This window comes from Shuttleworthella sp. (assembly GCF_057251025.1).
In genome coordinates, this window is record NZ_DBHIDN010000013.1 from 1 (window position 1) to 23,376 (window position 23,376).

Sequence of the window (23,376 nt, forward strand, 5' to 3'; positions counted from 1 at the left end):
CCTATTCATTCTCCTCTCTTTTGCCCGACAAAATATTCCTCACTTGACTGGTAAAGCAGTTAATTTATCAGGCTTATTTCGCAATCTTATAAACTATCCTTCATTAATCACCCCCACCCCCCCCCGAAAATTGTCAGTTATCTTTTGCTAAAAAATTTCTTTCGCATTTTCCCTGACAAATTAACGAAATAAGCTCTTGCCAATAAATCACATAGGAACCGTGAGTGCTAGAACACACACCCCGCAACTCCTAGCGAGATTATAACACATAGTTTTCACATTTTCTCGACAAAGCAGACTGACTTTTTTATCTTTAATTCAAATTAATTCATTAATATCATGTGTTTTTTGTAACCTTCAAACATCAGTACAGAATTGAAGATACCAAAGAGAAATCAAACCATTTGATCTCATATAAGACTGTTGTTATGTTAAAAAGGGCGAATCTATTGCGATAGACGAGATATTCCCTTGTAAAAGCAGAATATTCCCAGTTAAATAGCAGGAAATTTGACGACAGAAAGAAGAGAGGATGTTCACTTATAGAGAACATCCTCTCCCAGCCCGCGGGCCGTCTCTTCTCCCCTGATATAGGCCACAATGGCCAGTCCAAAGGCAAAGGCGGTTCCCATAGCCCGGCTGGTGATGATATTTCCGTCACGAACCACCTTGTCGGTCAAATAGTCGCAGTCGCCCATCTTGTCCGCGAAGCCGGGGTTAGAGGTCGCCTTTTTGCCGGACAGAATCCCAGCCTTGGCCAGGACAGAAGGGGCGGCGCAGATGGCCGCAACCAGCTTGCCTGCGGCAGCGAAGTCCTGCACCAGCTTGATCACCCGTTCATCCGCTCCCAGATTGGTCGTGCCGGGCAGACCGCCGGGCAGGATGATCCCATCGTAGTCTTCCCAGGCAGCCCGGCTCATGCAGGTGTCTGCCTGAAAGACAATCCCATGGGAGCCCCTGATTTCAGTCTCCTCTTTGATGGAAATGCTATCGATCCCGATGCCGGCCCTGCGGGCCAGGTCAACTACGGTCAAGCCCTCGATTTCTTCACAGCCATCTGCAAATAAAATTGACAGTTTTTTCATATTCCTATCTCCTCAAGAGGCTTGTTTCAGAGAGGCCAAATACCTAAAAGCAACACAAGCGCTGATATATAAACAAGGAAAAGCCAAGCATAAAACCAATAGAAAGTAAAATTATAAACCGCCTCTGTGAGACAACGCGATCCTTAAATGCTATTATACAGGGGAGATTTCCAAACATCCATATCGTAACATACCCTAGTATAAACAAAAGCCCCTCGCTGGCATTTGCCAGATGCTCTTCTGGCGGATCACAATACTCTATTCCATCTGGGCGATTAATAAGCAGCAGTCCTCCTAAACATATACGTATGAAGAATGCATATCCCAAAGCAAAATTTATCAAAAAGATCAAAATTGATGCCAACAAGCTTTTTATCCTTTTCACCATCAGCCCCGCTTTCATCGTTCCAATGCATTATATTTTTCGAAGATCTGGTACAGGCCATAATTTCGCTCGCCATATTTTCTTGCCTTCTCATTTGTGCCATTATACCTGGCTAAAACCGCTTTGGTTTCAGCAGCTCCGTAATTGTAATAATCCGCACTTAACCCTACCAGGTAAGCGCTGTGCATCAAAACCAATGCGCATTTACTGAGATTATACTCCCCGTCATTATGCAGTTTTTTCCATACCTCATATAGGTCATGCCAATTGTTCTGATCATAGCTTCGTTCATGAATAAGGCCTATGCTTATTGCGTAATTACATGCCTTGATCGCAGTTGCCGCAAAGATCTGACACAGACCTGTGGAAGAATCCGTGCGAACGAATGCCGGCGCCACTGGCCTTGGTATTAGAGCCTTCTGTTCTGCTGACAAATTCTCCCATTGTTCCAGCTGTTCTTTGTAAGCATAATAATTTGTCACCATACTATCGCTTGTAAGATCGTCAAGTCCCTCAAGAGTATGCTCCCACGCAAAAGCGGTTTGAATAAGCGCCTTGCGGATTCTGTATCGATTGCTCAATGCTGTTATCAGCCTATCATAACGGAATACGTCATCCATTGCGTTCTCCCGACTTCCGTTTCATTTTGACGACTGCCGCGCTTGTTTGCTCTCCAAAGGTTCCTGTAATTCCACCGGCAGAATACCCCTTACAATACAAGCCACCCTGTATAATTTTGACAATATTCTGATTGGAATCATTCTGCCCAGTCCCGATATTACCGTATCTACTGAGCGCAGATAGCGTTCCCGTGCCAAAGTTATCCGAGGGAACACTGATCCCTAATTCAATTTGCAGAGCTCGCGTCAGAGCATACATTGTTGTCCAACCGGTGTGGCCCTGAATTTTTTCATTTGACAGATCAATCGAATTATAACCACTCCTTCCGCCATAAGTCTCATTCAACCAGTTTGTGTCTTCAACACCATCTCATCCATATTAGGCTCATAAACTATATATGCATGTTTCTGAATACTCTTATTATATCACCGTTCATTCCATGCAAAGTAATTCTAATTCCTTTAAGAAACAATTTTACCCTTCCAGTGACACGAACTCGTAGTCCCTGTCCTCGATGGCCGCCTTGATGGCCGCCTCGTCAACCGGCTTGGACTCCTCCAGAATTGCCGTCCCCGCCTCGTGGCTGACCTCGGCGCTCTCAACGCCGTCAAGGGCCTCCAGGGCCTTCTTGACTGTGGCCTCGCAGTGCCCGCACATCATTCCCTTGATTCTTACTGTCTGCGTCATCATTCCTTCCTTTCCTTTTTCCTCACTCTTCCTGTCCATCCGGTCCTCTGAGAATCCCTCTCTTACTCGGCTCTCATTTGCCTCCTCAATGACCCTGCGCAGGTCCCTCCCGTCGACGGGTTTTCTCCCCGGCCGGTCAGCCCTCGGCTCGTAGAGCTTAAAGAAGTTGAGGCGAAGGGCATTCCCCACGACAAAGACGCTGGAGAAGGCCATGGCTGCCGCGCCGAACATGGGGTTTAGGGTCCAGCCGAAGGCCGTCACATAACAGCCTGCTGCCAGAGGAATTCCGATTACATTATAAAAGAAAGCCCAGAAGAGGTTCTCATGAATGTTGCGAAGAGTCGCTCTGGACAGGCGAATAGCCGCGGGCACATCAGTCAGCCTGGAGTTCATCAAAACCAGGTCGGCCGCGTCGATAGCCACGTCCGTACCGGCGCCGATGGCAATACCGGAGTCGGCCCTGGTTAAGGCGGGCGCGTCGTTGATCCCGTCACCGACCATGGCCACCTTTCCCAAAGTCTGCAGAGACCGGATCACCTTCTCCTTGCCATCCGGCAGGACACCGGCCACTAGGTCATCCAGGCCGGCCTGCTCTGCAATGGCCCCGGCGGTCACGGCATTATCCCCGGTCAGCATGACGACGCGAACCCCCATAGCCTTTAGCTGTCGAATGGCCTCCGGGGCCTCTTCCTTAATAACGTCCGCCACGGCGATCATCCCGAGATAGGTCTTGTTCCCGGCAAATAGGAGAGGGGTCTTTCCCATGGCCGCCAGGTCTCTGGCCTCTTTTTGGACCCTTTCGGGCAGGTCGACCCGGTCCCTGATATACTTAAGAGAACCTCCGATCACTGTCTCTCCCCCGATCTGCGCCGTCAGGCCATTTCCGGGGAGGACCCGGAACCGGTCCGCCGGCCTGGCGGTCACTCCTCTCTCCTTCCCGTATTCTACAATCGCCCTGGCCAGTGGATGCTCGGACAGGATCTCCAGCGAGAAGGCCATCTCTAAGACTTCCTCCTCCCTATGCCCCTCTGCGGCGATCAGGTCCGTCACCCTTGGCTCTCCCCGGGTGATTGTTCCCGTCTTATCAAGCGCCAGGATCTGCGTCCTGCCGGTCATCTCCAGAGAAGTAGCTGTCTTAAAGAGGATTCCCTCCCTGGCTCCCTTGCCGTTTCCCACCATGATCGCCACGGGGGTCGCCAGTCCCAGGGCGCAGGGGCAGGAGATCACGAGCACGGAAATCGCCCTGGACAGAGCATAGCCAAAGTCTGCTCCCGCTAAGAGCCAGACGATCAGAGTGACAAGGGCGATTCCTGTCACGAGCGGAACGAAGACTCCGGAGACCCTGTCTGCGACCTTGGCAATGGGAGCCTTTGACGCGGAGGCGTCAGAGACCATCCGGATGATCTGGCTCAAGGTCGTGTCCCTTCCCACCCGGGTGGCCCGGGCCTTTAAAACGCCGGATTTATTACTGCTGGCCGCTGAGATCCGGTCCCCTGCCGCCTTATCCACCGGAATCGACTCCCCGGTCAGTGCGGACTCGTCTACAGCAGAAGACCCCTCCAGCACAAGACCGTCCACCGGAATATTCTCGCCGGGGCGAACCAGGAAGATATCCCCAACGGCTACCTGCTCTATGGGAACAAGAATCCGGCTCTCCCGTCCCTCGGCATCCGCTCTGATCAGGGTAGCCTCCCTGGGGGCCAGCTTCATGAGTCCCTTTAGGGCGTCCGTTGTTCTCCCCTTCGAGTAGGACTCCAGGGTCTTACCCACGGTGATCAGGGCCAGGATCATGGCCGCCCCCTCGAAATAGAGATTGTTCATCCAGTCCATGATGGCGGCCCCGTCACCTCTTCTTGTGGCATCCGTCATCATAAAGCAGGCGAAGAGGGACCAGCCGAAGGAAGCCGCGGACCCCAGAGCCACCAGGGTGTCCATATTGCTCCCCCCGTGCAGCACAGCGCCGAAGCCGTTGATGAAGAACTTCCGGTTGATGATCATGACACAGATGGCCAGGAGCATCTGCACCAGGGCCACAGCCAGCTGGTTGCACTCGAAGAAGGGGGGCAGGGGCCAATGCCAGAGCATATGGCCCATAGAGAAATACATAAGAGCCAAAAGAAAACCGATCGAGCTGACCAGGCGACGGATCATGCCCGAGGTCTCATGATCCTCGAGAAGGTCCTCGTCTTCCCTCGCACCGAGCCTTCTGGCCCCATAGCCCGCTCTCTCGACCGCCCCGATGATCTCCGCCTCAGGGGCATCACCCTCAACCGTCATGGAATTGGTCAGGAGATTGACCGCCGCGCTGTCGACCCCTTTCAACTGCTTGACCGCCTTCTCGACACGGGCCTGGCAGGCGGCACAGGACATTCCCGTGACGATATACTTCTCGCTTTTCACACTGGCCTCCTCTCTATGATCTCGATCTTCTGCTTCTCTTGCTCTTTCCCTTGCTCTTGCTTTGCCTTCTTTGCAGTTTGCTGTTCCAACCGCCAGGAAGATTCCGCCGTCTTTCAGGTCCTGATATCAGCGCATGAGTCTTCGGAGCAGGTCTGTCAGGTCCTCGACCGCCCCCTCCTTGTCCGCCTTAATATCGTCCACGACACAAGTCTTCAGGTGGTTCTCCAGAAGAACGCGCTTGAAAGCATTCAGCGCACTGGAGGCCGCCTGGGCCTGAGTCAGAATATCCGGGCAGTAGGCATCGGTCTCCACCATGCGCTTTAAACCCCTGATCTGTCCTTCAATGCGGTTTAAACGGCAGATCAGATCCTTGTATTCTCCCGGATCCCGCTCCTTGCTGCGGCAGCAGTCGCACAGGCCTTCCTCCCTTGCCCTCTCTCTTCTCATAGGTCTCTCCCCTCCGCCAGATCCCGCAGATATCTCCTAAATCCAGCCTGTCCTATCGGCTCTTGCGCGGTGCATAGCACAGGATGCAGGCTCACATACCCCTGTCGGGTATCTCTGTACCCACTATATACCCCCGTCAGGTATCATGCAAGTACTGTCCTCCTGTCCTCCGGAAGCGGCGATTTTTTCCCCGCCAATCAGCCTGCCCTGTGCTAGAATAATTCATGATGCATGTGGGCATCCGACGCCAGATAGCATGTCATCATAGGAGACCTTATGTTCAGACTGATGCGATTCTTCACTCACTACAAGAGGGAAGCCCTTCTGGCCCCCTTATTTAAGTTGCTCGAGGCCCTGATGAACCTCCTGGTTCCCCTGGTGGTCGCCGCCATCATTGACCGGGGCATTGCCGGCTCTGATATGCCTGTCATCATCCGATCCTTCATCTTCCTGGTCGTCCTGGCAATCGCCGGCATGCTCTTCTCCTTCGTGGCTCAGTGGTTCGCCGCCAGGGCCAGCGTGGGCTTTACCGCTGAAATGCGCCAGGACCTCTTCGACCACATCCAGTCCCTCTCCTATACGGAGCTGGACCATCTGGGAGCCGACACCCTCATCACCCGCATGACATCCGATGCCAACCAGGTCCAGTCAGGCATCAATATGGCCCTTCGCCTCCTCCTTAGAAGCCCCTTGATTGTCCTTGGTTCCATCCTCATGGCCTTTACCATTGATGCGAAATCAGCTCTCATTTTCCTTCTGGCCACCATCATCCTCTTTGCGGTCGTCTTCGCCATTATGCTGACCTGCATCCCCCTCTTCACCCGGTCTCAGAGGGCCTTGGACCGCCTGCTTGGAATTACCAGAGAGAACCTGTCCGGCGTGCGTGTCATCCGCGCCTTCTCCAAGGAAGAGGCCGAGGTCCAGGCCTTTGATGAGAAGAATGCTTTCCTGACCAAGACCAACGAGCTGGTCGGCCGCCTGTCCGCCCTCATGAACCCTGTCAGCTTCCTGATCGTCAATATCTCCATCATTCTCCTGATTCAGCTGGGCGCCGTCCGGGTCAATTCCGGCGCCATGGAGCAGGGACAACTGGTTGCTCTCTACAATTATATGGCGGCCATCATTATCGAGTTGATCAAATTTGCCTCCCTGATCGTCTCCATCAACAAGTCCCTGGCCTGTGCCAACCGCATAGCGAATGTCTTCGACATCCGCTCTTCCATGACCTATCCCGTGGCAGGTCCCGAAACAGGGCACCGGGACCTCCCAGAGGCTTCTTCAGATGCAGACACATCCGGCGGACCGGAGACGGCCGGGGAGAGCTTCCCCCCACCGGATGTCGTCCGCTTCCGGAACGTGAGCCTTCGCTACGCTGACAGTGATGAGACTGCTCTGGAAGACATCTCCTTCTCTGCCAAGCGGGGACAAACCATCGGCATCATCGGGTCGACCGGCTGCGGCAAATCCTCTCTGGTCAACCTGATCCCCCGCTTCTACGATGCCGACAGCGGAGAGGTCTATGTCTTCGGCCGGGATGTCAGAGACTATCCAAGAGGCCAATTGATCCGCCGAATCGGTGTCGTCCCCCAGAGAGCCTGCCTCTTTGCGGGCAGCATCCGAGACAATCTCCTCCTTGGCCGGGCGGACGCCTCTGACGAGGACCTATATCAGGCTCTCGCCGCCGCCCAGGCGACCGAGCTTGTGGCTGCCAGAGAAGGGGGGCTTGATTCCCATGTCGACCAGGCCGGCCGCAACTTCTCCGGCGGGCAGAAGCAGCGCCTGACTATTGCAAGAGCCCTGGTCAAGAAGCCGGAGATCCTCATTATGGATGACTCCTCCTCTGCCTTGGATTTCGCCACGGATGCCGCCCTTCGCCGGGCCATCCGAGCGCTTGCCGGCAGTCTTACAATCTTCATCGTCTCCCAGAGAGCTTCCTCCATCCGCTATGCCGACAAGATTCTGGTCCTGGATGACGGCAAGCTGGTCGGTTCGGGCAAGCATGAAGATCTCCTGGCCCAAAACCGGGTCTATCGGGAGATCTACTATTCCCAGTTCCCGGACGAGAGACCGGATGACTCTGACCCCGCAGATGGACCGGCCCCTGCAGCAGCCAAGACCCCGATCGGAAAGGAGGCTCGGAATGCATGACAATCAAAATGCTCAAAAAAAGGCCTCCTTCGGCTCTACCTTCGGCAAAGTCATGAGGGTCATCGGCCACCAGCGCCTGCTCCTTGCCGCAAGCATTTTCTTCGCGGCCACCAGCGTAATCCTCCAGCTCTATATTCCCATCCTCTTCGGCGATGCCATCGACCGCATCCTGGCTGAGAACCGGGTTGATTTCGCCGGAGTCCGCGCCCTCATGGGACAGGTTCTCCTCCTGATTATCATTGCCTGCGCCGCAAGCTTTGTCATGAACATCATCAACAACCGGCTGGCCTATCGAGCGGTCCAGGAAATCCGCGGACGGGCCATTCGAAAGATCCAGAGGCTCCCTCTCTCCTTCCTGGACGCCAACCCCGAGGGCGACCTGGTACAGCGTGTCATCGCCGATGTGGATCAGATCTCGGACGGGCTCATCCTGGGCTTCACCCAGTTCTTCTCCGGCCTCATCATGATCATCATCACCATTGGCTTCATGTTCTCCAAGAGCATCCCCATCTCCCTCATGGTGATCCTCCTGACCCCTCTCTCCTTCTTCCTGGCCCGTTTCATCTCCACGCACACCTATGCTATGTTCAACCGGATGACCCGGGTCCGCGGACAGCAGACGGCCCTGGTCGGAGAGATGATCAGCGAGCAGAAACTGGTGTCCGCCTTCTCCTATGAAGATCGCGCCTCCGACCGCTTCCGTGCGATCAACCGGGACCTGGAGCAGGCGACCGTCCGGGCCATTTTCTACTCCTCTCTGACCAATCCCGGCACCCGCGCAGTCAACGCCTTTATCTATGCCCTGGTCGCCCTGGCCGGTGCTCTGACCATCCTCGGCGGCGGACTCACGGTCGGCGGACTTGCGGTTCTGTTGACCTATGCCAACCAGTACACCAAGCCCTTCAACGACATATCCATGGTCTACACGGAGCTCCAGAATGCCATGGCCTGTGCCGCCCGCGTCTTCTATCTGATCGAGGCCGAGCCGGAGACGGAAGATGCTGCAGCAGAGCTTCCCCCCGCACGCGGCCGGGTGGATATCGAACACGTCTCCTTCTCCTACCTGCCCGACAAGCCTCTGATTGAGGACTTTAACCTGCATGTAGAGCCCGGACAGACCATCGCCATTGTCGGGCCCACCGGCTGCGGCAAGACGACCCTGATCAACCTGCTCATGCGCTTCTATGAAGTCAATTCCGGTTCCATCCGGGTGGACGGGACGGATATCCGCGAGGTCAGCCGGCACTCTCTCAGATCCTCCTACGGCATGGTCCTGCAGGAGTCCTGGCTGAGGCATGCCTCCCTCCGTGAGAACATCGCCATGGGGAAGCCGGATGCGACCGATGAAGAGATTATCGCAGCCTGCAAGAAGGCCCGCTCCTGGGACTTCATCCGTCGTTTTCCCGGGAAACTGGACACCGTCATTGATGATGACGACCTGAGTCAGGGGCAGAGGCAGCTGGTCTGCATCAGCCGTGTCATGCTCTGCATGCCTCCCATGCTGATCCTTGACGAGGCCACATCTTCCATCGATACCCGGACGGAAATCCTGATCCAATCCGCCTTTGACCGGCTCATGGCCGGCAGGACGGCCTTCATTGTGGCCCACCGCCTGTCCACCATACGAAATGCAGACCGGATCCTGGTGATGAAGGATGGTCACATCATAGAAGAGGGCAGGCACGAGGACCTGATCGCCGCGGGAGGCTTCTACACCGAGCTCTATCAGGCCCAGTTTGCCGGACAAGCCATCTAGCTCAGAGATTTATTACAGATATGTCAAATATATTGCCCCTGCCACTCTCTGCGGCTCCCGGCAGGGTAGATCGGAGGACATATGATTCAGCGCAAGGATCTTCTGGATTTGGATTTCTATGAGACCGCCGCCTTCACCGGCAGCTGCGGCAGTATGTACTACCGGATTATCAAAGTCGAAGAAGAGGGCCAAAAGCTGCTGGATGTTTCCAGCTGGCTTGGCCCCTATGCCTATCCCCGGACCGACCCGGATCAAATCACGCACCACAGAAGTCCCTTCTCCGACCGAGGACTGGAGGAGATCGCCGACTGGCTGTCCGAGCAGCGCTCCTCCTATCCCGATCAAATGCCCGGTATTCTCGATGTGGCGCCCTATCAGAACCCGCAATAAACCCCGGATCAGCTCCTTACTTCCGAATCAGGAAGCATAAGGTGATCCGGGGTTTTCCCCATCTATTTAATTATACGAATCATTGGAACGATTTTAAAGTCTATACTTTCCACAAAAAAGATGCTATTGATTAGTTGAGAATATCTGTGTTCAAATGGAGTCATGCTTCTGTGGGGGCATGTTCCCGGAATCATGATTCCACTCTGCCATCGCAAAAGGGGGGCTTGTCCTATGGACCACTGGAAAGAAGTCTTCAAATCCTACAATTACCAGGAATTCAGCCGGATGGAGGATGCGCTCACGGAGCGCAGGATTCCCTATTCCTGCAAGTACGAGGACTGCTCTGCGGTCAGCAGGAAGATCTCCCTTGGCTCCAGGACTTCCTTCGTCCTGCGAGGGCTGCCTGACAAGACACTCTATAAGATCCTGGTGAAAGAATCTGACGTCAACTGCGTCGCATCCATCGATCCCTCCCTGTATTTAATCAGCTAATCCCTCTTTGGATGCGGCAAGAGAGGAGGTCTCTATGACATATTTACAAAAGCACTGCCAGATCATCTCCCTGCTTGTCCTAACCCTTGTTCTCTTCATTATCTTTGCCACAGGTCTGGTCCCCGAGGAGCACCGCATCCTGGTCGCCGCCATCGGCATTGCGGTAACCCTCTTGCTCAATCAGCTGGCCAAGGACCTCTCCTACCGAATCGAGAGCTGATGTTCCCGCATAAGCTTCTCTCCTTTCCAGCGCACCGGTAATACAGCAGGCAGGTTTGACCTTTCTTATCAATGATGTATTCAAAAAAGCTCTGCCGGGCACAGCGCTCACATTGCGCATGCCTGACAGAGCTTTCCTTCTTATCTTCCATTGGCTTATGATTTCACATACGGCCGGCCGCCGAGCTTCCTATCCATGCAGGCCTCTGGTCTGTCGATCCATGTCCTCGACGACAATGTCATAGATCTCTCCCTGACTCCTGCAGTACTCAAGCACCTTCCAGGGCTCGTTGGTGTGAAAATGCAGCTTGACCGGGTCCCCGTCGCCGCCCACGCAGAGGAGCTCATCTCCCACAAAGTGATCGGCAATATAATCCCTCACATCGTCTGCGTCCAGGTCCTCGTCAAAGCCGTCCAGGAGAAGCTGGGTGTCATAGCGAAATTCAATGGATTGTTCTGGCAACATCTGTATCCCTCCTACTTTTATATCGACTCATTTCGTTGCGGCAGACCCGCTCACCGGTCTTCCGATCCGGATTTTACACCCGCCTGTGCCGGGGGCTCGACCCCGGTGATCTGCTCAATCACGCGCAGGGTAACCAGCATGAGAAGCACCGCGAGGGGCAGACAAATGAATACATTCCTCACAAAGCCGCTGATTACATAGGAGACGAAGGAGACCGCCGCCACAGTAATCGCATAGGGCAACTGGGTTGAGACATGGTTGACATGGTGACACTGGGCTCCCGCGGAGGACATGATGGTCGTATCCGAGATCGGGGAACAGTGATCCCCGGCCACAGCTCCTGCCAGGCAGGAGGCAATGGAGATCACCATCATCTGCCCGCTGGGGAAGACGCCGACGACAATGGGGATCAGGATCGAGAAGGTTCCCCAGGAGGTTCCGGTCGCGAAGGCCAGAGCCGCCGCCACCAGGAAGATCACCGCCGGGAGCAGGGACTGGAGAGAAGCCGCATTGCCCGCCACCATGGTGGATACGAACTGGTCTGCGCCCAGAAGATTCGTCATGCCGGAGAGGGTCCAGGCGAAGGTCAGAATCAGGATGGGGGAGATCATCGCCTTGAAGCCCTCGACGAAGCAGTTCATAAACTCCGTAAATCCGATCACATCCCGGTACATATAGAAGAAGAAGGTGAATACCAGGGCGGCAAAACCGCCCATGACAAGACCCTTGGACGCGGACGCATTGGCGAAGGCATCTATGAAATTCTCTCCCGAGAAGAAACCGCCGGTGTAGATCATTCCCACGATACAGGTCGCAATCAGGACCATAACCGGCAGGACCAGGTCAACCACCCTCCCTCTGGGGCTGACGAAATTCCCGTTGTCATCCTTATAATCCCTCTCCGGTGTCGTATAGAGGTCTCCCCGCAGCAGGGCATTCATCTCATGCTCCCGCATGGGGCCGAAGTCAAGCCGGCGGATCGAGAGATAGAGCATGGTGATGATGGTCAAGAGGGCATAGTAGTTAAAGGGGATTGTATTTAGGAAGGTCACAAAGCCGTTGATCCCGCTGCTGTCGGGCACGGAGGAAGTCACAGCCGCCGCCCAGGATGAAATCGGAGCGATGATGCAGATGGGTGCCGCCGTGGCGTCGATCAGGTAGGCCAGCTTTGCCCTTGATACCCTGTGAGAATCCGTGACCGGCCGCATCACAGAGCCGACGGTCAGGCAGTTGAAATAGTCATCGACGAAGATGAGGACCCCCAGGGCCGTGGTGGCCAGCTGGGCGCCGACCCGGGTCTTGATCCGGCCTGCGGCCCACTTGCCAAAGGCGGCAGACCCACCGGCCCGGTTCATCATAGCCACCAGAGATCCCAGCATGACCAGGAAGACCAGGATTCCCATGTTGCTGCTGTCGGACAGCTTGCTGATCATTCCTCCCTTCTCGTTGAAGAAGAGGGTATTCACCATAAACTCCATGTTGAAGTTGGAGTAGAGCAGGGCACCTGTGAGAATGCCGAGCATCAGGGAGGAATAGACCTCCTTGGTGATCAGGGCCAGAGCAATCGCAATGACCGGGGGCAGGAGGGACAGGGGGCTGGCATAGACCGGGCTGACATATCCCTCCAGCGCCGCCATATCCACCGGGTGCATGAAGCTGGCTGCAATGAGCACCACAAGCAGCACGAGAAAGACGGTTACTGGAATTTTCTTATTCATACGACTCCTTTTCATCTCCATCGGTCCGATTCACCAAGATCCGACACTCTAAAATCAGACACTCCAAGTTCCGACACTCCAAGGTCCGACACTCCAAGTTCCGACACTCCAAGGTCCGACACTCCAAGGTCCGGGTCTTGGTCCCTCCCTCAAGCAGACTTAGAGGGGCATCAATTCTCTCCCCGTGTAGGCTGCGATGGCCGCGTCTGTCCCGCCATCAAAGGCATATAGGTCGATGCCTGCCTTTCGCAACAGGGCCATAGACCGGGGGGTGAAGCTCCGGGCGATCACCCGCTTGATCCGCATGGTGATCAGCTGGTCAACCAGCCGGTCTGCGGGTATGTCAAGCGTAGAGAGCATCTGCCCGTGTGAGTACTCAGCCCTCTTCACATAGTAGATATTGAAGTACGACGCCTGCTCGAAACGGGGAATGGGCTTTCCTGCATCATAGGCGACAGCGACATAATTCAGTCCCATGGAAAATCCTCCTAATCCTGCATGCCCGATAAACTCAAAGAGCATTTTAGCACATTTTCGCCGGATGCGCCCCGTCATCTGTCAATCCCTTCTCGATCAAAGCCCATCGGTCCATCAAAGCCCATCAAAGCCCATCGGATTCGAATCTGGCCCGGCAGAGAGACAGAGGGATTTGCTGTGGCATCTGTCCTCCGCTTCGAGTAAGATGGTCTTAATCGAAAGGAGGAGACATGAAGATCATCCTTATCCGGCATGCGGAGCCCTGCTACGAGACGGACTCCCTGACCGACAAGGGGAAGAAAGAGGCTGCCCTGCTGGCTCAGCGCACGAGGCACTGGCACATCAGCCAGGCCTACTGCTCTCCCCTCGGCAGAGCCCAGGACACAGCCCTTCCCAGCTTAGAGGCACAGGGTATTCGATTGGAATGCCGCTACCCGAGCCCGGCTGAAGACATCTTAAAGGAGCCTGATCCCAAGACCTGCCTCGTCTATCCCTGGCTGAGAGAGTTTTCCGTCCCCATAGACCCTGACCGGCATCCGGCAGGCCAGCGAATTCCCTGGGATTATACTCCACGCTACCTGAGTGACCATCCCGAGCTCTATAGTCCCAGGGCTTGGTTCTCCTCTCCGATCTATTGCGGCGATGATGACCATGCGTCTAACTTGGACTGTATTCCCACGGAGCACACGTCCCAGGTCCGGGCCATTTACGGGCAGTACTTCAAGCGTGACCCGGGGAAGACCTATATCCAGCAAGAATACGAGTGGGTTACCGGCCGCTTTGACCGGGTCCTGTCCCAGTGGGGCTATCAGCGGGACGGCCTCTGCTATCGGACCTCCGGCCACTCCCTTCCCTCAAACGCATACATCCGGTACGATGCCCACACCATCGACCACATGAAGCAGGAAGAGGCCGCCCTGGCTTCCTCCGGGGAAGAAGAGCCGGTCCTGGTCTTCTTCTGCCATTTCGGGGTATCCTGCATTCTCATCTCCCACCTGATCAACAGCACTCCCGCAGCCATACAGCACGGCTTCTTTCTCCCGCCCTCATCCGTGACCGTCTTCTCCTCCGAGGAGCGCGTTCCCGGCCAGGCCCTCTTCCGCTGCCAGACGGCCGGTGACACCTCCCACCTAAGAATCGCCGGTGAGCCATGCTCCTTCTATGGAAGCTTTGCCATCCCCTTTCAGGGCTGATTGATCAGATCTCCTTGACGGATTCCCCCTCATGCAGAAGGGCCCGATAGACGTGGTGTTCCGCCTTGCGATCAGTCGGATCCGTATGCTTCATATGCTCTAAGATCATCCGGGATGCGGCATTTCCCATCTCCTCCATGGGCTGTTCGAAAACCGTCAACCTGGGTGTTAAAATGCTCGGAATGATCATGTTGTCAAATCCGATGATCGACAAGTCATTGGGATAACGGAAACCGGCGTCATTCATTGCCATAACAGCCCCGATATTCATGTCGTGATTGCAGGTAAAGACCGCCGTCGGCCGATCGGGAAGCGAGAGGAGCTGATTCATCGCTTCATAGGCCGCATCTACTGTCCCATCCGTTCCTATCTCAAGGACTTCATCTCTCGGGATATTCTTCTCTGCCAGGGCCTTGTGATAGCCCTTCAGGCGCTGCCTTCCGGTACACTGTTTTCCGATATAGATAATGCCGATCCTCCGATGCCCGCGCCCGGTCAGGTGGGAAGTCGCCTCGTAGCCCGCCCTGACATTGTCGATGGTGACACTGGAAATTCCCGTCCACCGGACGTCCAGTGTGATGATAGGAACCTTGCTTGAGACCAGGTCTCTGATATCGGGGATCTTCTTTCCGGTCGGAATCAGGACCAGCCCGTCGACATTCTTGCGATTTAAGAACTCAATATTGTCCCTCTCCAGCTCCCTGTCATCCATAGAGTCACAGACCATCAGCGAATAGCCGGCCTGCTTGAGCTCTGACTCTATATAGCGAATCAAAGTTCCGTGGAAGGGACTGACCGTGCTCGGAACAACCATGCCGACGGACCTGGTCTGCGAGGTGACCAGACTCCGGGCCATGTCATTGACATGATAGTGGAGTTCCTTGATCGCCCTGCTGATCTTCTCCCGGTTCTCCGGGAGCACATTGCCCCCGTTGATATACTTGGAAATCGTAGCCAGGGAAAGACCGGTTTTCTCTCGGATATCCTTGATTGTCGCTGACATAGGTCAATCACTTTCTGCTGCTGCATGGAAAACGCGCGTCTTAGCTCTTTCTCCTGAGATCTTTGCTCGCGTGCGAAGCGGCGTATTCTGCAAGACGCTCAGCAGCTGCCGCGTCATAGCAGGCGTACTCATCTCTTACGGCATCGGTAAAGAGGGCCATCTCTTTGTCTAAGCCCAGGCGCCGCATCAGCCCAATCGACATATCATAGGCGTCTGCGCAGCTGCGCAGCTTTCGGTCGTTCTCATTGGCAGAGATAATCCCAAAGACTTTTCTCCCGTATCCCTTGCTGGATGTCGTCGCAAAATAGCGTCTGGCCGCGTTGCGGTACTCCCAGTAGATGGCCCCTTCTCCCACATCCGGATAGGTCTCCCTCGTCTTCCCCTCCATGGCATCAAGCGCTTCTATGGTCTCCCGGCGGCTTCTCTTGGCGAAGAAACGGGCGCTCTTTGAGATGATCACAAGATTGATCATATTCCAGAGGAAGCGGTCCGGCTTCTGCCCCTTGGCCTTTTGGTCTTCGTGCCTCCTCTGATAGAGTTCTCCGGCCGCCCTGGCCCAATCCTCTTCCCGCTTTGTCTGCACCTGCAGGCCATCCAGGATATGCTCTCTTTGATCCGGATCTGTCTTCGAATAATAGGTCTCAAAGATCTGTGGACACTCGTAGTTCATCAATTTATCCTCATATTCTACAGGATCTGCTTCTTTCCTGCTCTGATATAAGCGCCATCACTGACGCCTATATCAGAGCAGGAGACTCCTGGGAGTCTCCTGCAATCATGTTATCAGAAACAATCATCAGTCGTAAAGGTTGGGAGCAATACTTGAATCTTCCATATTCTTGGAATCATACCAGTAACCGGCCGTTGCGACATCCTTCAGATCGGTCTTGCCATTGGCAGCTGCGGTCAGAGCATATACTGCATAGTAGCCCATCATCAGAGGAGACTGGGTAACTGCGCCGAGCATGGTTCCGCTCTTGACTGCGGCCTTGATGGTAGAACCTGCATCGAAACCGATACCGATGATATCGCCCTTCTCAGCGTTTGAGCCAAGAACGTTCAGGTTGGTGTTGGCTGCCAGAAGACCCTCAGCAGAAACCTGGTTGGAACCGAATACGCCGATGGTATCCTTCTTAGACAGGATTGCCTGTGCCTCATTGGAGCAGAGCTCAACCGTGGTCTGCGCGGGAACGCGAACCTCGATGACAACATTGGTGTCACCCTTGTCAGCGCCCTTGGCATTGTTTACATAGAACTCGTTACCGGTAACGGATACGGTCTTGCCATCCTTGTGAATCAGTTCGATCATGCGATCAACAAATCCGAGTCCGCGCTCCTGGATATTGGCTGCCGTTGCGTCCTGGTTGATCTCACCGATTCTGACGGGCTTATCAGCCTTGGCGATCTGGCTCTTCAATACCTCATACATGTGGTCTGCTGCAACAGAGCCTGCCTGCCGGTTGTCGGTCGCAATGGTGCAGGCAACAGATCCCTTGGGAGCATCTGCAACACCGGTATCAAAGCAAACCAAGGGGATCTTGGCTGCAGCCGCCTTCTTGAAGGAATCAAGAACAGACTTGGAGTCGCAGGCTGCGATACCGATTCCGGCCGGCTTTGCGGCGATCTTAGACTCAAGCATGTTGACCTGGTCTGCGATGTCGGACTCGGAGTTGGGGCCCTGGGCCTCAATCTTAACGCCAAGCTCTGCCGCAGCCTTCTTCATGCCTGTCTGCGCTGCCCCCCAGTATGTGGACTGGAAGGACTTAACAATCAGGGGGAATTCATAGGCCTTGTCCGCCTTGAGACCCTTGAACTGCTCGGGAAGCTCATTGGATCCACCCGCGCTGTTAGAGGCAGAAGACTCGTTCTTCTGGTCTGACGTCTTGGCGTCGTCCTTCTTGGCTCCGCCTGCGCCGCAGCCATAGAGCGATGTTACGCAGAGCGCCATTGCTAACATTGTTGCAACTAGTTTCCTTTTCATTCTTTAACCCTCCTTTGTATTTTGAAAGAATGAATATCACATACCCGTGACAGGAACTTTCCTGTTCGGGCTTGTAACCTTACTCATCAGCCTCAACTCTTGCCTTCTTGTTGCGCTTGATGTCAATTAAAACCGCGATGATTAAGACCGCGCCGGTAATAATCTGCTGCCAGTTGGACTGGAGTCCGATATAGGGAAGTCCGGTCTTAAGGAGCATGATCACCATGACGCCGATGAAGGTGCCGATGATGGATCCGTAGCCTCCGGTTGCGCAGACGCCTCCGACGAAGACACCTCCGATTGCGTCCATCTCAAGTCCGGCCCCCGTTCCGGGCTGCACCGTCGGGGTCACCGCCGCATAGGCAATCGCGGCCAGGCCGGTGAAGAGACCGCAGATCACATAAGACATCACGTGATAGAACTTCACATTGACGCCGGACAGGGCTGTCGCCTCCTTATTGGACCCGATGGCAATGGTATAGCGTCCCATCCTGGTGTGATTTAAGATAAACTCCATGAGGAGAACCAATACGATCATAAGCACGATACCGATGGGAATGCGAAGGGCGCTTCGTCCGGTCCCGAAGGTCAGCTTGAAAATCGAGTGGAACCAGCCTCCCGGCTGATTGACCGTCGGCCAGGGAGTCGCCTTGCACATGGACCCGATGCCTCGGGTAATCATACAAGTCGACAGGGTGGCGATGAAGGGGGCTAAGTTCATCACCCCGACCAGGACGCCGTTGAGTAAGCCCATCAGGATTCCCATGACAATGCAGAGGAGCATGGCCAGAGAAACCGGCAGATTATAATTGCGAATCAAGGATCCTGCCACCAGAGCATAGCAGACCATACCGGTTCCGATGGAGAGGTCAACCCCCGCCGTGATCAGGGGGAAGGTGACGCCGATGGCCATCAGGATATCGTAGTAGGAGAAATCCATCATACTCACGAAGGAGGAGTACTGACGAAATCCGGGGCTGAAAATCATGTAGATCAGAACCAGGGCCATGGCGACGAGAAATGCCAGGAACCTCTGATCACTTAAGAGTTTTTTCTTCTGTAAATCTTTCATGCCGCCCCCCTCAATCGATGATATCTCTGGTTGCAAGGTTCATGATCTTCTCCTGCGTCGCTTCCTCAATCGGAACTTCTCCGGTAATCTTACCCTCGCACATAACTACAATTCGATCGCTCATGCGGAGAATCTCCGTCATCTCCGAGGAGATCATGATGATTGATTTGCCGGATTCCGCCAAAAGGGACATCAGCTTATAGATCTCATTTTTGGCGCCGACGTCAATGCCTCGCGTCGGCTCGTCAAAGATCAGGATCTCACTGTCCTTGTCAAGCCACTTCTGAATAACGACCTTCTGCTGATTTCCGCCGGACAGGTTGCAGACCAGCTGGTCCGGTCCCGGCGTCTTGGTCGCCAGCTGCTTGATGTACTTCGTGGTGTCCTTGATCTCCAGGGACTTATTCAGCAGGAGATGGCGAACATACTTCTCCAGGCAGGCCAGGGTTGTATTCTCAGCCACCGTCTTCTGTGTCACCACACCATAGCGTTTTCTGTCCTCGGACAGGTAGCCCATGCCGACCTTGACCGCATCCTGCGGAGAGTTGATGGTCACTTCATGCAGCTGATCGGAGGCATCCGCCACTGAGATCTTGCCGCTCGTCTTGGGATCAGCGCCGAAGATCGCGCGCGCGGTCTCGGTCCTGCCCGCTCCCATCAGACCGGAGAAACCGAGGATCTCTCCCTTCTTAAGCTCGAAGCTGATATTCTGGACCATCTTGCCCGCATTAAGGCCCTCGACTTTGAGAACCACGGGGGCATCCGCCGCAACAGCGCTCTTGCTCTTGGGCTCCTCATAGATCACACGGCCGACCATCATGTTGATGATGTCTTCCTTGGTGGAGTCCTTGGTGATCAACGTCCCGATATACTTTCCGTCCCGCATGACAGAGACCCGGTCCGTGATTACCTTGATCTCATCCATGCGGTGAGAGATATAGACAATTCCCAGGTCCTGTTCCCGCAGGTCCCGGATGATCGCGAAGAGGTCATCGATCTCCTTCTCTGTGAGGGCGGCCGATGGCTCATCGAAGACAATCAGCTTGGCCTCATGGGAAATCGCCTTGGCGATCTCGCACATCTGCTGTTTCCCGACGGTCAGACTGCTCATCTTGGCCCTGGGGTCAATGTCAATGTGCATCCGGTCAAAGATCTTCCTGGACTCCTCAATCATCTTCTTGTCGTCAATTCGGATTCCCTTCCTGGGTTCCCTCCCGATGAAGATATTCTGGGCGACCGTCAGGTCTCCGACCATATTCAGCTCCTGATGAACGATGATGACACCGGCATCCTGCGCCTCGCGGGCATTCTTGAATTCTACTTCCTTACCCTCGAAGTGGATGCTCCCGGAATCCATCTTGTATATCCCGGTCAAGACCTTCATCAGAGTGGATTTTCCGGCTCCGTTTTCTCCCATGAGGGCGTGGACTTCACCGCGTTTTACTTCGAAATCGACATGATCCAGGCAGTGAACGCCGGGAAAACTCTTGTCGATTCCCTTCATTGTCAGAATTACTTCTCCCATATTCCCCCCAGTCAATTCTTCTTGCGTCTGGCTGTAACATCAAGGTAAACAGCGACAATAACAATGATACCGGTGATGATCAGCTGAACATCCTTGCCCAATCCCAGGGCCAAAAGCCCCTCCTGCAGCATGGAGATGATGGAGACGCCGATGACAGTTCCAAGGATGGATGCGAGTCCGCCGACCATGGAAGTTCCTCCCATGACGCAGCCTGCAATGGCTTCATTGTTGTACTGGTCTCCGTAGCCGGGCTGTACTGTCGTATAGCAGGCAACGAAATAGATAGAAGCAATCCCGACCAGGAGTCCGCAGATCGCGTAGGCCAGCATCTCCCAGCGCTTGATATCAACACCCGAGAGCCGAACCGCCTCCCGGTTGCTTCCCAGGCACAGGATATACCTGCCCGGTCTGGTGTTATACAGGAGCACGCCGCAGAGGGCGGCTACCAGGAGAAAGACTGCCATGCCGACCGGGAATCCATGATAGGAAACCAGGTTCCGAAACCAGCCATTGACCGGATCCGTACCAAGCGGCCAGCTCTGTGACTGGGTCTTGGTGAATACCGCCGCGATTCCCTTGGCGATATTCATGGACGCCATGGATACGATGAAGGGCGGAACGGACTGATAAGCAACCAGCCAGCCGTTGAAACAGCCGAAGAGCAGGCCGATCAGAATCGCCAGAATGATGCAGATGACAAGAGGCAGCCCGTATGAGTTCAGGCAGTAGCCGGCCATCAGTGCGCAGCAGAACATAACAGGCCCGATCGAGAAATCGATTCCCCCGGTCGCAATAACGAATGTAACTCCCAGAGAAAGAAAGCCAAGGAAATACACGTAGTTCAGAGTATTTAACAGGTGTTCCTTGCCCGCTGCGGCGAAACCGCTGATTCCCAGACAGCAGGCCAGGTACATCAATACCAGAACGCAAATGAGAATAATCCTGTTTAATCCGATTTTTTTGACAACCGGATTCCCCTTAATTTTTTCCAAAACAAATACCTCCCGTACTCCCGAATCAGACGATTCCCTTCTGTAACATGACGTTGGCGTATACCGCAGACTCGCTCGTCGCAATCAGACAATAGGCGCGCTTCTTGGTCTCCTCATAGAAGGCAAAGCGCTCGATCTGTCCGATGGCATCCGCTCCCCGCTCGTCATGTCTTGCGACGATCTCCCTGTACTCATCCCAGATGGGCGTCTCAATTCGTCCCTGATCCCGGGGCATCAGTTCCATGAGATTGACGGGATGCTCGACATAGGGATCCAGGGGGAAGACCTCAAGGATCGCATCTAAGATCTCGCTGACCCCATGTCCGTCCATTCGGATTACAACGGCCTTATCTCCTTTGACACTGGGAATGGGAAAATTCCCATCCCCAATTACAAGGACATCGCTGTGTCCCATCTCACAGAGGGTTTTCAAGAGCTCCGGCGGAAGAATTTTGGGAATTCCTTTCAGCATGTCGTCCCCCTTACCTGTACTTCTTGTAGAGCGGTCCGAAGGCGCTGCAGGCCCTGAAGTCCGCTCCCTCCTTATCCTCTGTGCCAAATGCATTCCAGACCGCGGGGCGATAGATCTTCTCGGAGGGAATGTTGTGCATAGCAACCGGAATGCGAAGCATGGATGCCATGGTGATCAGATCTGCGCCCACGTGGCCATATACCGTTGAACCATGGTTGGCTCCCCAGTTTCTCATCACATCATAGGCCGTGCAGAAGGCAGAGCCGGGAATGTGATCCACACGGGGGGCGAACCAGGTGCAGGGCCAAGTGTAATCCGTCCTCTTCCAGAGGATCTCGTTGACTTCATCGGGAAGGCCTACCGTCCAGCCCTCTGCGATCTGCAGGAAGGGACCAAGTCCCTTGACCAGATTCAGGCGAAGCATGGTGACAGGCATCTCTGTCTTTGTCAAGAAGCGGGAAGAGTATCCGCCGCCTCTGAAATAGCCGTTGTCGGCCGGGTTCCAGGTCGTCGCCTCCAGGATCTTCTTCTGATCCTCGTCGGTGAGTTCCCACCACTTCTTGATCTCGGGCTTGCCGTCCTCGCCGGTGCATACGCCTGAGAAATCCAGGGCGGAGGCGCCGGAGTTGATCAGATGCAAGAAGCCGTCAGCGTCCTTGGCGTGTCCCTCAATGTCATAACCGGTCACTCTCTTGACGGAATCGCCGCTCCAGTAAGTCCGGACATCGGAGAACATGGCAGCCCGTCCGGTCAACTGTTTCTGAAAGAGCATGCAGAGCCCGTTTAAGATGTCATTCTCGGTTGCCAGAATATAGGGTTCTCTCTTCCCGTCGTAATCAAAAGAGGTTGAGAGAAAAGCCTCGGGGTAGTCGCAGTTGGGCCAGTGGTCCGTCCACTGCCTCTGTCCCTGGAAGCCGCCGCAGATGGCGTTGTGTCCCAGAGCCTCCTCGGGGAACTTGTCCTCAAGCTTCTCATTGCCCCGCATCAGATCCTTGATGATCAGGTACATCTTAACTGTAAATTCCCACTGCTCATCCTTGGTCTTGCGGTCCTTCTGAATCCAGTCCGGATTCTTATCAAAGCCCTCCTTGCAGTTGGCCTTGGTCCAGGCCAGAGCCCGCTCAAATTCCTCGTGATCGTAGATTCCCTCTTCCATCCGACGGATAACCTCGACCTCGTCAACAGACTCAACTCGCATTCCCAGATAACTCTCAAGGAAGTCCTGATCCATGATAGAGCCGCCGATTCCCATGGTGACAGACCCGATCTGCAGGTAGGAGAGACCTCTCAGGGATGCGGCTGCGACAGAGGCCCTGCCGAAGCGGAGGAGCATCTCCTCGACATCAGCGGGAATATTCTCATCATCCGCGTCCTGCACGTCTCTTCCGTAAATACCGAAGGCCGGGATTCCCTTCTGGGCATGGGTCGCCAGAACGGAAGCCAGATAGACTGCTCCGGGGCGCTCTGTTGCGTTCAGGCCCCAGACGCCCTTGATCGTGTTGGGATCCATATCCATGGTCTCAGACCCATAGCACCAGCAGGGGGTCACAGTCAGGGTGATGTCCACCCCTTCTCTCTTGAACTGCTCTGCACAGAGGGCACTCTCTCTCACGCGGCCGATCGTACAGTTGGAAATCACCACCTTGACCTTGCTGCCATCTGCATAGAAGAGCTTGTCCTCAAAAAGCTTCTTGGCCCTTTGCGCCATGGACATGGTCTGCTCTTCCAGTGCTCCTCTGACGTCAAGCGGTCCCTTGCGGCCGTCAATTACCGGTCTGATTCCGATTACCGGATGTCCGCCGACAAGCTTTCTCTGATCTGCCATTGTTCTTTCCTCCTTCTCTTTC

22 protein-coding genes are annotated in these 23,376 nt (G+C 54.7%); 6 read left to right on the forward strand and 16 right to left on the reverse strand.

From position 1 onward, the window contains the following. Positions 1–536: 536 nt before the first annotated feature. The 5 genes from ACO5R6_RS04625 to ACO5R6_RS04645 all read right to left on the reverse strand — a co-directional run bounded on the left by ACO5R6_RS04625 (position 537) and on the right by ACO5R6_RS04645 (position 5,625). On the reverse strand, positions 537–1,085 hold the full coding sequence (locus tag ACO5R6_RS04625) for a DJ-1 family glyoxalase III (protein WP_485626017.1): 549 nt from the start codon (positions 1,083–1,085) through the stop codon (positions 537–539). Between the two features lie 399 nt (positions 1,086–1,484). Beyond that, positions 1,485–2,090: a hypothetical protein gene (locus ACO5R6_RS04630; RefSeq protein ID WP_485626018.1), complete on the reverse strand. Its 606-nt coding sequence runs from the start codon at positions 2,088–2,090 to the stop codon at positions 1,485–1,487. Continuing rightward, on the reverse strand, positions 2,083–2,349 hold the full coding sequence (locus tag ACO5R6_RS04635) for a peptidoglycan-binding domain-containing protein (protein ID WP_485626062.1): 267 nt from the start codon (positions 2,347–2,349) through the stop codon (positions 2,083–2,085). The genes ACO5R6_RS04630 and ACO5R6_RS04635 overlap by 8 nt, the downstream gene beginning before the upstream one ends. A 216-nt stretch (positions 2,350–2,565) precedes the next feature. Then, complete coding sequence (locus ACO5R6_RS04640) at positions 2,566–5,148, reverse strand: heavy metal translocating P-type ATPase (RefSeq protein ID WP_485626063.1); 2,583 nt, start codon at positions 5,146–5,148, stop codon at positions 2,566–2,568. Positions 5,149–5,304: 156 nt separating this feature from the next. Further along, complete coding sequence (locus ACO5R6_RS04645) at positions 5,305–5,625, reverse strand: metal-sensing transcriptional repressor (RefSeq protein ID WP_485626019.1); 321 nt, start codon at positions 5,623–5,625, stop codon at positions 5,305–5,307. Positions 5,626–5,901: 276 nt separating this feature from the next. Here ACO5R6_RS04645 and ACO5R6_RS04650 point away from each other — a divergent pair, with 276 nt between their 5' ends. From ACO5R6_RS04650 to ACO5R6_RS04670, 5 genes are all read left to right on the forward strand, one after another. Then, positions 5,902–7,773 carry an ABC transporter ATP-binding protein gene (locus tag ACO5R6_RS04650; RefSeq protein WP_485626020.1) on the forward strand — a complete coding sequence of 624 codons (1,872 nt, stop codon included), beginning with the start codon at positions 5,902–5,904 and terminating at the stop codon, positions 7,771–7,773. Then, on the forward strand, positions 7,766–9,529 hold the full coding sequence (locus tag ACO5R6_RS04655; protein WP_485626021.1) for an ABC transporter ATP-binding protein: 1,764 nt from the start codon (positions 7,766–7,768) through the stop codon (positions 9,527–9,529). The genes ACO5R6_RS04650 and ACO5R6_RS04655 overlap by 8 nt, the downstream gene beginning before the upstream one ends. 81 nt (positions 9,530–9,610) lie before the next feature. Further along, entirely contained in the window at positions 9,611–9,919 is a 309-nt protein-coding gene (locus tag ACO5R6_RS04660; protein ID WP_485626022.1) for a hypothetical protein, read from the forward strand. Between the two features lie 231 nt (positions 9,920–10,150). Continuing rightward, positions 10,151–10,411, forward strand: a complete 261-nt coding sequence (locus ACO5R6_RS04665; RefSeq protein ID WP_485626023.1) for a hypothetical protein — start codon at positions 10,151–10,153, stop codon at positions 10,409–10,411. Positions 10,412–10,445: 34 nt separating this feature from the next. Then, complete coding sequence (locus ACO5R6_RS04670; protein WP_485626024.1) at positions 10,446–10,631, forward strand: hypothetical protein; 186 nt, start codon at positions 10,446–10,448, stop codon at positions 10,629–10,631. A 189-nt stretch (positions 10,632–10,820) separates the two neighbouring features. On the opposite strand, the gene ACO5R6_RS04675 is transcribed toward ACO5R6_RS04670, so the two are convergent. The 3 genes from ACO5R6_RS04675 to ACO5R6_RS04685 form a co-directional block, all read right to left on the reverse strand. Beyond that, complete coding sequence (locus ACO5R6_RS04675) at positions 10,821–11,096, reverse strand: hypothetical protein (RefSeq protein WP_485626025.1); 276 nt, start codon at positions 11,094–11,096, stop codon at positions 10,821–10,823. A 50-nt stretch (positions 11,097–11,146) separates the two neighbouring features. Then, on the reverse strand, positions 11,147–12,814 hold the full coding sequence (locus ACO5R6_RS04680) for a Na+/H+ antiporter NhaC family protein (protein ID WP_485626026.1): 1,668 nt from the start codon (positions 12,812–12,814) through the stop codon (positions 11,147–11,149). A gap of 159 nt (positions 12,815–12,973) precedes the next feature. Next, complete coding sequence (locus ACO5R6_RS04685) at positions 12,974–13,291, reverse strand: NifB/NifX family molybdenum-iron cluster-binding protein (RefSeq protein WP_485626027.1); 318 nt, start codon at positions 13,289–13,291, stop codon at positions 12,974–12,976. A gap of 230 nt (positions 13,292–13,521) precedes the next feature. Between ACO5R6_RS04685 and ACO5R6_RS04690 the strand changes: the two genes are divergently transcribed. Beyond that, complete coding sequence (locus ACO5R6_RS04690; RefSeq protein ID WP_485626028.1) at positions 13,522–14,484, forward strand: histidine phosphatase family protein; 963 nt, start codon at positions 13,522–13,524, stop codon at positions 14,482–14,484. Positions 14,485–14,488: 4 nt separating this feature from the next. On the opposite strand, the gene ACO5R6_RS04695 is transcribed toward ACO5R6_RS04690, so the two are convergent. The 8 genes from ACO5R6_RS04695 to ACO5R6_RS04730 form a co-directional block, all read right to left on the reverse strand. Beyond that, the gene (locus tag ACO5R6_RS04695) at positions 14,489–15,487 is read right to left on the reverse strand and encodes a LacI family DNA-binding transcriptional regulator (protein ID WP_485626029.1); all 999 of its coding nucleotides are present in this window, start codon (positions 15,485–15,487) and stop codon (positions 14,489–14,491) included. A gap of 40 nt (positions 15,488–15,527) precedes the next feature. Next, entirely contained in the window at positions 15,528–16,157 is a 630-nt protein-coding gene (locus ACO5R6_RS04700) for a DUF6553 family protein (RefSeq protein WP_485626030.1), read from the reverse strand. Positions 16,158–16,283: 126 nt separating this feature from the next. Then, positions 16,284–17,468, reverse strand: coding sequence for a substrate-binding domain-containing protein (locus ACO5R6_RS04705; RefSeq protein ID WP_485626031.1), 1,185 nt, complete (start codon positions 17,466–17,468; stop codon positions 16,284–16,286). 79 nt (positions 17,469–17,547) lie between these two features. After that, positions 17,548–18,540, reverse strand: a complete 993-nt coding sequence (locus tag ACO5R6_RS04710) for an ABC transporter permease (RefSeq protein ID WP_485626032.1) — start codon at positions 18,538–18,540, stop codon at positions 17,548–17,550. A 10-nt stretch (positions 18,541–18,550) separates the two neighbouring features. Further along, positions 18,551–20,065, reverse strand: coding sequence for a sugar ABC transporter ATP-binding protein (locus ACO5R6_RS04715; protein ID WP_485626033.1), 1,515 nt, complete (start codon positions 20,063–20,065; stop codon positions 18,551–18,553). 11 nt (positions 20,066–20,076) lie between these two features. Continuing rightward, complete coding sequence (locus ACO5R6_RS04720) at positions 20,077–21,057, reverse strand: ABC transporter permease (RefSeq protein ID WP_485626034.1); 981 nt, start codon at positions 21,055–21,057, stop codon at positions 20,077–20,079. A 25-nt stretch (positions 21,058–21,082) separates the two neighbouring features. Continuing rightward, positions 21,083–21,529 carry an RbsD/FucU family protein gene (locus ACO5R6_RS04725; RefSeq protein WP_485626035.1) on the reverse strand — a complete coding sequence of 149 codons (447 nt, stop codon included), beginning with the start codon at positions 21,527–21,529 and terminating at the stop codon, positions 21,083–21,085. Between the two features lie 10 nt (positions 21,530–21,539). Further along, positions 21,540–23,354, reverse strand: coding sequence for an L-fucose isomerase (locus ACO5R6_RS04730; protein ID WP_485626036.1), 1,815 nt, complete (start codon positions 23,352–23,354; stop codon positions 21,540–21,542). Between the last annotated feature and the right edge of the window lie 22 nt (positions 23,355–23,376).